Raw genomic sequence first — 13839 nt, 5'->3', positions numbered from 1 at the left:
CAATATTAAATATTGTTAGTTAATTATAATTTTAATAACAAATGTCTTTATTTTTATCATTTTAAATGGCCAATATATGATTTTTTAAATATAAATTATCTTCTAATTAAATTAATTTAAAATATCAATATTAGCGCTTATGGATATACCTTAGATTGATTTTAGATAATGTCTTTTGAGGAGATAAAAAAGCGGCTTTAGCATGACTAAACACCGCTTTTAGATTTGCGTTAGCATAAATAAATTACGCTGTTTTCGGCCATTTATTGGCAACCCAAAGCCCACTCATTTTCATCGAATAACCAAATAAAACACCAACGATTAATGAAGGGATAGTTTGAGCTAAATCCCCTTGTGCTGCAAATATTGTACATGCCCCAATAAATGTACCGGGGATATAAGCAAGTAATGCACTTTTAGCTTGAATACACATCACAAAGGCAATAACACCTGTTACTGCATACCCAAAAATAGATATATCACTAAAGACTTGGCTACCATAAATAATCGCCAATGCCCAAATTACGCCACTCATAATGGTTGCCATAGTAACGGCTAATCCTTTAATACCCTCTTTAGGATAAGCAAAATAGGCGGTACAACCTAAAAAGCCAGCCCAGCTTAATAAGTCAAATTGATTAGCAACAAATGCCCAAATGGCAGAAAGAATGCCTGTTGTCAGTGCAGTAAAGTAAAGCGTTCTCACGATAGACTCTTAAATAAAAGGGGGATATTTACCCAGTTAACTAAAAACGAAGTTTAGCATTATCATTAGTTGATTTACTATATTTAGATCATTAAAAAGCATAATTAAGATGCGTATTTATGCGATATTTAAAATCTATTTTTATTAGAAAAAATAAAGAAGATAAAGTAAACGTTTGCGTTGTTGATACACTAAAAAAAGTGTGAGAATAAATATTTTTTAGTTAGCTTAATAGTATTTATTAATATTCAAGTAACTATTATTTTTCAATAATATGAATATACAGTGTTCGAAGAGTGGAGGGTGAGTTGTTTTCTATTTCGATTAAGGTGAAACCATGATATTTATAAAGTTGAAGTAGCCTTTCATTATTTTCACATTCTAATATGATAATTCTACCACCAATAAGTTTTTGAGCTTCTGATAATACAGCATAAATTTCTTGTAAGATAAGTGCTAACGAAATAGGGTTATCAACTATTAATGTATTTTTTCCTATCTGCCCAATAAGAAAAGCTTTAACTTTTTCTGCAGTTCTAGAAATACCATCAAGTTGCTGTCTCTTTGTTTTACTTATTTTAACGTTATCAAGTATAAGCTCTTTAAAGGATAGAGAAAAATAAGCAAGAATTTCACCACTATCATTTAAAATCAAATAAGTTCTCGCATTATTGGTTTTCTCAAATCTAATTGCTTTAGTTGGAGAGATTAAAAACTTTTCAACATCGCTATTTAATTTATTAGAAAAACTGCGTAAAAGCTTAATTGTTGCTTCTTCACCAAACTCTTTTAGCAGTTCTCTAAGTTGGACAATCGTTGTTTTAATAGCGCAATCCCTTGTTTATTTTCTGCTTTGTAATTCCGTTTAACTATTTTTACATGGCGTGGGTAGCTTAAATCATGTTGGATAAAATCAATAGATTGCTTATCTTTAACAATAAAGCTTTTACTAAAAGAAGTAGTAGCCATAGGTATCTCCTATCGGTTTTCCTGTTTGAAAATATAGCAATATAGAGGGGTAGAAACAACTATTTTTGTTTAAAAAACGAACTACGAAAATAAATAAGAATATCACTTAGTTGTTTTTAAAGAGCCTATAGCGTGTGGTTAATTTTCTATTTACACGCCATAGGTAGTGGAAATGAGGCTTTACTTCCCAATACAGAAACTAGAGAAAATACGGCCTAATAAGTCATCAGAGGTAAATTCACCGGTGATTTCACTTAACGCTTGTTGAGCTAGTCTTAACTCTTCTGCCAATAATTCACCTGATTTTGCATAAACCAATTGTTCATGACCTTGCTGTAAGTGCTCTGCTGCGGTATTTAAGGCTTGTAAGTGGCGACGACGCGCTAAGAAACCACCTTCAGTATTACTATTAAAACCCATAGCTTCTTTTAGGTGATCGCGCAGCAATTCAATACCCATTCCATCGCGTGCGGATAAGCGGATCATCGGGTAATTACCTTGAGCCGTGATCTCAACATTCTCACCCGTTAAGTCTGATTTATTACGAATAACAGTAACAGGCAAGGTATTTGGTAAACGAGCCATAAATTCAGGCCAGATATCTTCAGGGGTTGTTGCATCAGTTGTGGTGCTATCAACCATAAATAACACTCTGTCTGCTTGCTCAATCTCTTTCCAAGCACGCTCAATACCAATACGTTCAACTTCATCACTGGCTTCACGTAAACCCGCTGTATCGATAATATGCAAAGGCATACCATCGATATGAATATGTTCACGCAATACATCACGCGTTGTACCAGCAATATCCGTAACAATCGCCGCGTCTCTGCCTGCTAATGCATTCAATAAGCTTGATTTACCCGCATTAGGGCGACCCGCGATAACTACTTTCATCCCTTCACGCAGTAAGCTACCTTGGCGTGCTTGAGCCCGAACATCATCTAATTCTGCAATAACAGCGTTAAGTTTTCCTTCAATGATACCGTCAGAAAGAAAATCAATTTCTTCATCAGGGAAATCAATGGCCGCTTCAACATAGATGCGTAAGTGAGTTAATGACTCTACCATCTCGTTAATATGAGAGGAGAATGCACCTTGTAATGAATTAATCGCTGAACGTGCCGCTTGTTCTGAGCTGGCATCTATTAAGTCAGCAATGGCTTCGGCTTGTGCTAAGTCGAGTTTGTCGTTTAAGAATGCGCGTTCAGAAAATTCACCAGGATTGGCAATCCGCACACCAGGAATTTGTAAGATACGTTTTAGTAATAAATCCAGAATAACGGGGCCGCCATGACCTTGTAGTTCTAGAACATCTTCGCCTGTAAATGAGTGCGGATTTGGGAAGAAAAGAGCGATACCCTGATCAAGCACGGAGTTATCATCATTGCGAAATGGCAGATAATCGGCATAACGAGGTTTAGGTAATTTACCTAAGACAGTTTGTGCCACAAGTGCTGCTTTAGGGCCAGAAACGCGTAGGATACCAACACCGCCTCTTCCCGGAGGTGTGGCCTGAGCGACGATAGTATCAGTGCTATGCATGGTGTACTCGCTTAATCAGAATAATCATATCAATATAAAAAACAGAAGGCGGTCATTGTAGACCGCCTTCGCTATTTTATGTCACTTTCCTTTGAATGTAACCAAGGAAGAGGTTTTTCCTCATGTGACCTTATTTTTTGTCTCTGCTGTGTAAGCCACGTTTTTCCAGACCGCGGTAAATTAACTGCTGCTGGATAATGGTCACTAAGTTACTGACGATATAGTACAGAACCAGACCTGATGGGAACCACAGGAAGAATACAGTAAACACAACCGGCATAAAGGTCATGATTTTTTGTTGCATCGGATCAGTCACTGCTGTAGGAGACAGTTTCTGAATGATGAACATTGTCACACCCATTAATAATGGCAGGATGTAGTACGGATCTTGCGCAGATAAGTCTTGGATCCATAACATAAATGGCGCATGACGTAATTCAACAGAACCCATCAGCATGTAATACAACGCAAGGAAGATTGGCATCTGGATAATTAGTGGTAAACAACCACCCAGAGGATTCACTTTCTCTTGTTTGTATAACGCCATCATTTCTTGGCTCATACGTTGTTTGTCATCACCAATACGTTCACGCAGTGCAGCCAGTTTTGGTTGCAGTAAACGCATTTTCGCCATGGAGGTGTACTGCGCTTTAGTCAGCGGGTACATGATACCACGAACGATAAAGGTGATCATGATGATGGAGAAGCCCCAGTTACCGATAAAGCTGTGAAGGAATTTCAGCAGTTTAAACAGTGGCTGAGAGATAAACCATAACCAACCGTAGTCTACAGATAGGTCTAAATGTGGCGCAATGGCTGACATTTCTGATTGAATTTCAGGACCGACCCATAATGTTGAGCTGATATCAGCACTGCTATTTGGTGCAATTGTCACTGGTGCTGATTTATAACCAATCAGAGCAATAGATTTGTTTTCTAAAGTGATTGAGTAGAAGCTATTGTTCTGACTCTCTTTAGAAGGAACCCATGCTGTTGCAAAGTATTGTTGTAACATTGCAACCCAACCATTGTTGGTGGTTATAGATAAGTTTTTATCTTCGATATCACCAAAGCTGTATTTTTTATAGTTGGTTTCATCTGATGAGTATGCCGCACCACGATAAGTGTGTAGCGCAAAGTTGCTGCTACCTGTATCACGGCTTTCTGGCAATTTAACAGATTGTTTTAACTGACCGTAAAAGTTCATGGTCAATGTTTTATCTGTTGTATTCTCAATTTTGTAATCAATACCGATATCGTACTGACCTTTCTTCAGAATGAAGGTTTTGACGAATTTTACGCCTTCTTCATTTACGAAAGTCATAGGTACGCGTAATTCATCTTGATTTTCACCAAGTACGAATTCGTTTTTATCAGCACTATAAACTGGGCGAGATTTCTGATCTGGACCATCTGGGCCGATTAAGCCACTTTGAGCCTGATACAGGAATTGTGGTGTAGTTTCCAGTAAACGGAAAGGTGTTGTCGAATTAAGCTCGGCGGGATAGGCTAACAAATCAGCCTCATCGATAGTGCCGCCCTGAGTATTGATGCGAAGATCAAGTACGTCAGTTTTTACGGTAATCAATTTTGCCTGCTCATTGCTGTTACCAGTTACAGCAAGACTATCACTGCTTGGCACGTCCGCTTGTTGCGAGACCTGTGCGGTAGTGGTGGTGTTTTGTGAAACTTTATCACCCTCCCACTGCTGCCAGATCAGGAAAGAAACGAACAGCAAAGCGATGAATAGAAGATTGCGTTGCGAATCCATCGTTAATTTTCTCTGTTATCGTCGTTTTTTCTAGGTGGGACAGGATCATCACCACCTTCGTGTAAAGGGTGGCATTTTAATATGCGTTTCACTGTTAACCAACTACCTTTTATCATTCCAAACCTGCGCAATGCCTCAATTCCGTAATGAGAGCACGTAGGATTAAAACGACAACGAGGCCCCAACAGAGGACTAATCCCCAGTTGATAGCCCCTAATCAGCAAGATCAGGACTTTTGAGCCAAGCGACAATGACGACGCCATAATTTACCCAACACTTCCGTCAATTGATGGTTATCAAGTTCAGCAACCCCTTTTCTTACTAATAGCACAAAATCCATCGGCGGTAATTCATGCTGATGTAAACGAAAGTATTCACGGGCTAATCGTTTAATACGATTGCGCTCATGAGCACGTTTAACGTTTTTCTTTGCGATTGTTAGACCGATGCGGGGATGCCCCAGCTCATTCTGGCGACCCAAAATAGTAACTTCTGGAGAACTCGCACGTTGTGGCTGCTGGAAAACAAAATTGAAATGCTTGGGAGTTAACAAACGTAACTCCCTTGGAAAAGCGAGCTTAACCACGGAATGGTTAGCTTTTATTATTTCGAAGAAACGGTCAGACGAGCGCGGCCTTTCGCACGACGGCGAGCCAGAACCTGACGACCATTTTTAGTGGCCATACGAGCGCGGAAGCCGTGGTTACGGTTGCGCTTCAGTACAGACGGTTGAAAAGTGCGTTTCATGGCGATTTCTACCTACTTAATATAATTACTGATTCAGCAAATGCGTTGACAGACAGGCGTGCAATAAATAAACAAACCAGTACTTCAATCGCAGCATCAATGATGGAAAGATGCGGGATTGTAATAAAATCACTCAAATGCGTCAATGAAGATGACGCTTTAAGTACCGATTTTTGTCGTCTTTTTTAGCAAACCCGATAATCAATCCTGACTTATGCGCAACGAGTACGCTTATTAGCGACCTAAAAAAGTCTTAATAAGTGACTTTGTTGGTACAAGCACGCAGGGTGCAAGATTATACGGACTCACGGTGAAAGCGCAAGGATCTTTAGCGGATCAAATGAGAGATATTTGATCACTTACTATAAGAAAGAGATATTTATGCAAAGAGAAAGTTATCCCCAATTGCTATTTGTAGGACGACTCAAGTACACTAGAACGCCTTTGCATATTTCATTTGGTGAATTATCACAAATCGGCAAGCCTGTGGATAAAAACCATAAAAACTGTGCAAAAGAAAGAGGATCTTCGTTTCATTTTGCGATATGATCCCCCGTCACGATCAGAATAGCCAGTCTGCGATCGTGAGTCACGATGTAAAAAAATCGTTGTCACCAAGAGTTGTTCCTTATTAAGAATTGAAGAGGAACGGTGTTGTGCACTTTGTATTTAGGCGCACAGTGTTTAACTGCATTTTTCCTGTTTATTTTTTAGTCTTGTTTTTTTAGGGGAGTTCGCCGTGTCACTTTCGCTTTGGCAGCATTGTCTTGCCCGATTGCAGGATGAGTTACCTGCCACTGAATTTAGTATGTGGATACGTCCCTTGCAGGCAGAACTAAGCGATAATACGCTGGCGCTGTATGCACCTAATCGTTTTGTCTTAGATTGGGTGAGAGAAAAATACATTAATAATATCAACGCATTATTAGTGGATTTTTGTGGCTCTGAAGTCCCTTCTTTACGTTTTGAAGTGGGTAATAAACCCGCATCTGCACGTACTACAGAAAGTATTCCTAAAGCTGTTGTACATCCGACAGTGAATACCGCTCCAACACATAGTCAGCCTGTTCGTCCTAGTTGGGATAATCAACCGGCATCTCAGCTGCCTGAACTCAATTATCGTTCTAACGTTAACCCTAAACATAAGTTTGATAACTTCGTTGAAGGTAAGTCAAACCAGTTAGCAAGAGCAGCGGCAAGACAAGTTGCTGATAACCCAGGTGGAGCTTATAACCCACTCTTTTTATATGGTGGAACAGGGCTTGGTAAAACGCACTTGTTACACGCCGTGGGTAACAGCATTATGGAACGCAAAGCGAATGCAAAAGTCGTGTATATGCATTCTGAACGATTCGTACAAGATATGGTAAAAGCATTACAAAATAATGCGATAGAAGACTTTAAACGCTATTACCGTTCTGTGGATGCACTATTAATTGATGACATTCAATTTTTCGCCAATAAAGAGCGTTCACAAGAAGAATTTTTTCATACCTTTAACGCATTGTTAGAGGGAAATCAGCAAATTATTTTAACGTCAGACCGTTATCCTAAAGAGATAAATGGTGTTGAAGACAGATTAAAATCGCGCTTTGGTTGGGGATTAACGGTTGCTATTGAGCCACCTGAACTTGAAACCCGAGTGGCGATTTTGATGAAAAAAGCGGATGAAAACCAAATTCAGTTACCTGACGAAGTGGCCTTTTTTATTGCTAAAAGACTTCGTTCTAACGTCCGTGAGCTTGAAGGTGCATTAAACCGAGTAATTGCTAACGCAAACTTTACAGGTCGTGCGATTACTATCGACTTTGTACGTGAAGCATTACGTGATCTGCTCGCTTTGCAGGAAAAATTAGTCACTATCGATAATATTCAAAAAACGGTTGCTGAATATTATAAAATTAAAGTCGCTGATTTACTGTCAAAGCGGAGATCCCGATCGGTTGCCCGTCCGAGGCAAATGGCAATGGCGCTGGCGAAGGAATTAACAAACCACAGCTTGCCTGAAATCGGGGATGCCTTTGGTGGTCGTGATCATACAACAGTCCTTCATGCATGCCGAAAAATAGAGCAATTGCGTGAAGAAAGTCATGACATCAAAGAAGATTTTTCTAACTTAATCAGAACATTATCATCCTAGCGCTATGAAATTTATCATTGAACGTGAACAGCTTCTTAAGCCGCTACAACAAGTAAGTGGCCCTTTAGGTGGTCGTCCAACATTACCTATTTTAGGTAACCTATTGCTTAAGGTCACTGAAAATACCTTATCGCTAACGGGGACTGACCTTGAAATGGAGATGGTGGCAAGAGTTAATCTTAGCCAATCTCATGAAATTGGCGCCACAACTGTTCCTGCGCGTAAGTTTTTTGATATTTGGCGTGGGCTACCAGAAGGTGCTGAAATTAGTGTTGAGCTCGATGGTGATCGCCTATTAGTGCGTTCAGGTCGTAGTCGTTTCTCCTTATCAACATTACCTGCATCTGATTTTCCTAATTTAGATGATTGGCAAAGTGAGGTTGAATTTACTTTGCCTCAAGCAACATTAAAACGTCTGATTGAGGCCACTCAATTTTCAATGGCGCATCAAGATGTGCGTTATTACCTCAACGGCATGTTGTTTGAAACTGAAAATACAGAGTTACGCACAGTTGCAACAGATGGACACCGTTTAGCGGTATGTTCAATGGATATTGGGCAATCTTTACCAGGACATTCTGTTATTGTTCCTCGTAAAGGTGTTATTGAATTGATGCGTTTACTTGATGGTGGTGGTGAAAGCTCACTGCAATTGCAAATCGGTAGTAATAATATACGTGCTCATGTGGGGGATTTTATTTTCACCTCGAAGTTGGTTGATGGTCGTTTCCCTGACTATCGTCGTGTATTACCGAAAAATCCAACGAAAACAGTGACTGCGGGTTGTGATATTCTTAAACAGGCATTTTCTCGTGCTGCAATTTTATCCAATGAGAAATTCCGTGGTGTGCGTATAAACCTCACCAACGGTCAATTGAAAATTACAGCTAATAACCCTGAGCAAGAAGAAGCAGAAGAGATTGTTGATGTTCAATATCAAGGTGAAGAAATGGAAATTGGCTTTAATGTCAGTTATCTCCTTGATGTACTTAATACATTGAAATGTGAAGAAGTTAAACTTCTACTAACAGATGCTGTTTCAAGTGTTCAAGTAGAGAATGTGGCAAGTTCTGCGGCTGCTTATGTTGTTATGCCAATGCGTTTATAATAGTCACTAACATGATTTTATCCCGTTTATTGATCCGTCATTTTAGAAATATTGAACAGGCGGATCTGCCATTAGCGGATGGCTTTAATTTCCTTGTTGGACCTAACGGGAGTGGTAAAACAAGTATACTTGAAGCGATTTACACGTTAGGCCACGGACGCGCATTTCGTAGTTCTCAAGCTAATCGCGTGATCCAGCATGATGAAAATGAATTTATTCTTCATGGGCGCTTAAGTGGTCTAAATGAAGAGAGCCGTGGCTATGCGATTGGATTAAGTAAAGATCGCGAAGGCAATAGTACAGTGCGTATTGATGGCAGCGATGGTCATAAAATTGCAGAATTAGCAAAATTGTTACCTATGCAATTAATAACACCTGAAGGCTTTACACTTCTGAATGGTGGGCCTAAATATCGTCGCGCTTTTATTGATTGGGGTTGTTTCCATAATGAACCTCGATTTTTTGCTGCATGGTCAGATTTAAAACGTGTATTAAAACAACGTAATGCAGCACTGAGGCAAGCAACGTCTTATCGACAACTGATGCCTTGGGATAAAGAGCTTATCTTATTAACAGAACAGATAAGTGAATGGCGAGCTCAATATACCGAAGATATCGCTAAAGATATTGAAGAAACGTGCCGTCTGTTTTTACCTGAATTTTCGTTGAAAGTGAGCTTTCAACGGGGATGGGATAAAGAAACTGATTATGGTGAGTTGCTAGCACGTCAATTTGAACGTGATAAAATGTTAGCGTATACCTCACTTGGTGCTCATAAGGCGGATTTACGTATTAGAGCAAACGGCACGCCAGTAGAAGATATGTTGTCACGAGGCCAGCTCAAGTTGTTGATGTGTGCTTTGAGGCTGGCACAAGGTGAATATTTCACTCGTAAGAATGGGCAAAGATGCCTGTATCTGCTCGATGATTTTGCTTCCGAATTAGATGCGAGTCGGCGTCAGTTATTAGCCGAGCGTCTAAAGTCTACGCAAGCTCAAGTGTTTGTCAGTGCGATAACACAAGGGCAAGTGAAAGATATGCTAGATGTAAATAGCAGGCTATTTAGCGTAGAACGTGGCAAAATAGAGGTTAAACCATAGGAATAAAGCGAGAAACGTTGATGTCGAATACATATGACTCCTCAAGTATCAAAGTATTAAAAGGGCTGGATGCGGTGCGTAAGCGCCCGGGGATGTATATCGGGGATACAGATGATGGAACCGGTCTGCATCACATGGTCTTCGAGGTGGTCGACAACGCAATCGACGAAGCCCTCGCGGGTTTCTGTGATGAGATAATTGTCACTATCCATTCAGATAACTCCGTCTCTGTTCGAGATGATGGTCGTGGAATTCCAACCGGCATTCACCCAGAAGAGGGTGTATCAGCAGCAGAGGTTATTATGACCGTTCTGCATGCGGGAGGTAAATTCGATGATAACTCCTATAAAGTCTCTGGTGGACTTCATGGTGTAGGGGTTTCTGTTGTTAATGCGTTGTCTGAAAAACTTGAACTGACAATCCATCGTGATGGAAATATCCATCAACAAATTTATCGTCATGGTGTGCCTGATGATTGCTTAAAAGTGATTGGCGATACTGAAAAATCAGGGACATTTGTACGCTTCTGGCCAAGTCTTGAAACCTTTAAAGGTGAGACTGAATTCCAGTATGAGATCCTAGCAAAACGTCTTCGTGAGTTGTCATTCTTAAACTCAGGCGTTTCTATCCGTTTAATTGATAAACGTGATAACCGAGAAGATCATTTCCACTATGAAGGCGGTATTAAAGCATTCGTTGAATACTTAAGCCGTAACAAAACGCCTATTCATCAAAACGTATTCTATTTCTCAACAGAAAAAGACAATATTGGTGTTGAAGTGGCAATGTTGTGGAATGACGGTTTCCAAGAGAACGTTTATTGCTTTACCAACAATATCCCACAACGTGATGGTGGTACTCACTTAGTTGGTTTCCGTACTGCAATGACACGTACGTTAAACAACTATATGGATAAAGAAGGTTTTAATAAGAAATCGAAAATCAGTGCAACGGGTGATGACGCTCGTGAAGGCTTGATTGCGGTTATCTCTGTTAAAGTCCCAGATCCTAAATTCTCATCACAAACAAAAGATAAACTGGTTTCTTCAGAAGTGAAAACAGCGGTAGAAACGCTGATGAATGAGAAGCTGGTGGAATATCTGTTAGAAAATCCAAATGACGCGAAAATCGTTGTTGGTAAAATCATTGATGCTGCTCGTGCGCGTGAAGCTGCACGTAAAGCGCGTGAAATGACACGTCGTAAAGGCGCATTAGATTTAGGTGGCTTACCAGGTAAATTAGCGGACTGTTCTGAACGTGATCCTGCTTTCTCTGAACTGTATTTAGTGGAAGGGGACTCTGCGGGTGGCTCTGCAAAACAAGGGCGTAACCGTAAAACACAGGCTATTCTTCCGTTAAAAGGTAAAATCCTAAACGTTGAGAAAGCGCGCTTTGATAAAATGTTGGCTTCTCAAGAAGTTGCAACGTTAATCACTGCATTAGGTTGTGGTATCGGTCGTGATGAATATAACCCAGATAAACTGCGTTATCACAGCATTATCATCATGACGGATGCGGACGTCGATGGTTCTCACATTCGTACTCTGTTACTGACCTTCTTCTATCGTCAAATGCCAGAAATTATCGAACGTGGTCATATCTTTATTGCTCAGCCGCCTCTTTACAAAGTGAAGAAAGGTAAACAAGAGCAATACATCAAAGATGATGACGCAATGGACGAGTATCTGATGTCGATCGCTCTTGATGGCGCAGCACTTTATGTGAGTGAACACGCACCCGCAATGCACGGTGAGCAACTTGAAAAATTGGTTGTTGATTACCATGCAGCGCACAAGATTATTCGTCGTATGGAGCGTATCTATCCACTTAGCATGTTAAGCAGCTTGGTGTATCACTCAACGCTGACAGAAGATGCGTTATCTGATAAAGCCAAAGTTGAAGAGTGGATGAGTGGCTTGGTTAACCGCTTAAACGAAGCCGAAGATCAAGGCAGTACTTATAGCTACACCATCGCTCAAAATGATGAAAATCGTCTGTTCGAACCTGTATTACGTATTCGTACTTATGGTGTGGATACAGACTACAAATTGGATTATGACTTTATCCACAGTAGCGAATATCAACGCATTACGCATTTAGGTGACATTATCGGTAACCTAATTGAAGAGGGTGCGTTTATTGAGCGTGGTGAGCGTCGTCAGCCAATTTCAAGCTTTGAAGAAGCACTTGAGTGGTTAACAAAAGAATCACGTCGTGGTCTTGCTGTACAGCGTTATAAAGGTCTTGGTGAAATGAACCCAGAGCAATTATGGGAAACCACCATGAATCCAGATACACGCCGTATGATGCAAGTTACCGTGAAAGATGCGATCGCAACTGATGAATTATTTACCACCTTAATGGGTGATGCAGTTGAACCTCGTCGTGCCTTTATCGAAGAGAATGCGCTGAAAGCGGCAAATATTGATATCTAGTTTTATTCTAAATTAGATAAAAAAAGCGGAGCTGTGAAAACGGCTCCGCTTTTTTGTTGGCTACAACAATCACACTATCCGCGTTGTCCAGCCAAACGGCACAGCATTTCTGTCACTAAATAGCTCTTTTCAAATGAGCTAACAGGTAAAAATTCAAAACGAGAGTGGAAATTCAGTGCACCAGTGAAATAGTTTGGTGTGAGTAATCCTCTTGCTGAAAGCGCAGAGCCATCTGTACCTCCTCGCATTGGGATCACATTAGGTTGAATATTTAATTGTTTTAATGCTTCAAAAATAAGTTCGATAGCAGTGCGATCTTCTCCAATCGAATCACTGATATTGCTATACACATCGACAATCTCATAGTTGATTTGTGCACGAGGATGGCGAGCTTGGATCAAAGCAACAGACTGTTTAATAAACTGTTTACGAGCTTCATAACTTTGTTTATCAAAGTCACGAATAGCCATTTTAATCACTGCATTATCAGGATTGGCTATTAAATCGGTGACATAGAAATAACCTTCTCGATGCTCGGTATGCTCTGGTGTATCAAAGCGGTCAAAACAGCCAATAAAATCATGAGCAACACGAATTGGGTTTAACAATACATTTTTCGCGGACATTGGGTGCGCAGTAACACCTTTTACAGACACTTTAATTGACGCGGCATTGAAGGTTTCATACACCACTTCACCTAATGCACAACAATCAATAGTGTAAGCAAAATCAACGTCAAAGCGAGATAAATCCATCAGTTTAGAACCGCGTAATCCAATTTCTTCATCGGGTACAAACGCGACATAGATATCGCCACAATCAAAATCAGCTTGTTGCAGTTTATCCATTAATTCCATCACAACGGTGATCGCCGCTTTATTATCAGCCCCTAATACACTTGTGCCATCACTGAAAATAATCTCTTCACCGATATAAGGCACAGCTTCAGGGTGTTCTTGAGCTTTAAACCAGATGTCTTTCTCTTGGTTCAAGCAGAGATCTATACCTTCATAACGCAGTGTTTGAGGGTGAATATTGGGTGATATTCCCACATCAACCGTATCAAGATGAGCAACAAAACCCACTTTAGGCGCATTGGGATTATTACCTGGTCTCATCGCATATAAAATGGCATGAGAGTTGATATAAATATCTTTTAATCCATAAGTTTCTAGCTCTTTAGCCAGTAACTTTGCTAGCTCAAGTTGCCCTTGTGTGCTGGGTACCACAGAAGCAGATGCATCACTTTGGCTTTCAACTGCCAGATAACGGAAGAAACGCTGTTCTAACTTTTGACCTAGGGTGTTCATTATAATGT

At 40.2% G+C, this 13839-nt stretch carries 13 protein-coding genes; 4 read left to right on the top strand and 9 right to left on the bottom strand.

Going from position 1 to position 13839, the window contains the following annotated elements; genetic code table 11:
* Positions 1–244: 244 nt before the first annotated feature.
* From ACNART_RS14905 to rpmH, 8 genes are all read right to left on the bottom strand, one after another.
* Complete coding sequence (locus ACNART_RS14905) at positions 245–706, bottom strand: DUF1097 domain-containing protein (RefSeq protein ID WP_109373355.1); 462 nt, start codon at positions 704–706, stop codon at positions 245–247.
* A gap of 259 nt (positions 707–965) precedes the next feature.
* A complete protein-coding gene (locus tag ACNART_RS14900; protein WP_198626396.1) occupies positions 966–1361 on the bottom strand; it encodes an acetyltransferase in 396 nt (131 codons plus the stop codon).
* A 134-nt stretch (positions 1362–1495) separates the two neighbouring features.
* A complete protein-coding gene (locus ACNART_RS14895; protein ID WP_198626397.1) occupies positions 1496–1675 on the bottom strand; it encodes a hypothetical protein in 180 nt (59 codons plus the stop codon).
* A gap of 180 nt (positions 1676–1855) precedes the next feature.
* Entirely contained in the window at positions 1856–3220 is a 1365-nt protein-coding gene (gene mnmE, locus ACNART_RS14890) for a tRNA uridine-5-carboxymethylaminomethyl(34) synthesis GTPase MnmE (protein WP_196533655.1), read from the bottom strand.
* 130 nt (positions 3221–3350) lie between these two features.
* Positions 3351–4991, bottom strand: coding sequence for a membrane protein insertase YidC (yidC, locus tag ACNART_RS14885; RefSeq protein ID WP_023583364.1), 1641 nt, complete (start codon positions 4989–4991; stop codon positions 3351–3353).
* Between the two features lie 2 nt (positions 4992–4993).
* Positions 4994–5254 carry a membrane protein insertion efficiency factor YidD gene (yidD, locus tag ACNART_RS14880; protein WP_072070482.1) on the bottom strand — a complete coding sequence of 87 codons (261 nt, stop codon included), beginning with the start codon at positions 5252–5254 and terminating at the stop codon, positions 4994–4996.
* Entirely contained in the window at positions 5218–5577 is a 360-nt protein-coding gene (gene rnpA / locus ACNART_RS14875; protein WP_071788569.1) for a ribonuclease P protein component, read from the bottom strand. The genes yidD and rnpA overlap by 37 nt, the downstream gene beginning before the upstream one ends.
* Before the next feature lie 17 nt (positions 5578–5594).
* Positions 5595–5738, bottom strand: coding sequence for a 50S ribosomal protein L34 (gene rpmH, locus ACNART_RS14870; RefSeq protein ID WP_004246509.1), 144 nt, complete (start codon positions 5736–5738; stop codon positions 5595–5597).
* 739 nt (positions 5739–6477) lie between these two features.
* Between rpmH and dnaA the strand changes: the two genes are divergently transcribed.
* From dnaA to gyrB, 4 genes are read left to right on the top strand one after another with little or no spacing between them, the layout of a single operon-like run.
* The gene (dnaA, locus tag ACNART_RS14865) at positions 6478–7878 is read left to right on the top strand and encodes a chromosomal replication initiator protein DnaA (RefSeq protein WP_100157783.1); all 1401 of its coding nucleotides are present in this window, start codon (positions 6478–6480) and stop codon (positions 7876–7878) included.
* A gap of 4 nt (positions 7879–7882) precedes the next feature.
* Positions 7883–8986, top strand: coding sequence for a DNA polymerase III subunit beta (gene dnaN / locus ACNART_RS14860; protein ID WP_198620294.1), 1104 nt, complete (start codon positions 7883–7885; stop codon positions 8984–8986).
* 11 nt (positions 8987–8997) lie between these two features.
* Positions 8998–10086, top strand: a complete 1089-nt coding sequence (recF, locus tag ACNART_RS14855; RefSeq protein ID WP_109373358.1) for a DNA replication/repair protein RecF — start codon at positions 8998–9000, stop codon at positions 10084–10086.
* Between the two features lie 20 nt (positions 10087–10106).
* Positions 10107–12521, top strand: a complete 2415-nt coding sequence (gyrB, locus tag ACNART_RS14850; RefSeq protein WP_416303625.1) for a DNA topoisomerase (ATP-hydrolyzing) subunit B — start codon at positions 10107–10109, stop codon at positions 12519–12521.
* 74 nt (positions 12522–12595) lie between these two features.
* Here gyrB and pepT read toward each other — a convergent pair whose 3' ends face one another.
* The gene (pepT, locus tag ACNART_RS14845) at positions 12596–13831 is read right to left on the bottom strand and encodes a peptidase T (protein WP_232797631.1); all 1236 of its coding nucleotides are present in this window, start codon (positions 13829–13831) and stop codon (positions 12596–12598) included.
* Between the last annotated feature and the right edge of the window lie 8 nt (positions 13832–13839).

Origin of the sequence: Proteus sp. LHD240705 (assembly GCF_047921555.1) — a bacterium.
Classification (GTDB): domain Bacteria; phylum Pseudomonadota; class Gammaproteobacteria; order Enterobacterales; family Enterobacteriaceae; genus Proteus.
This window is presented reverse-complemented; position numbering and strand designations above follow the sequence as displayed.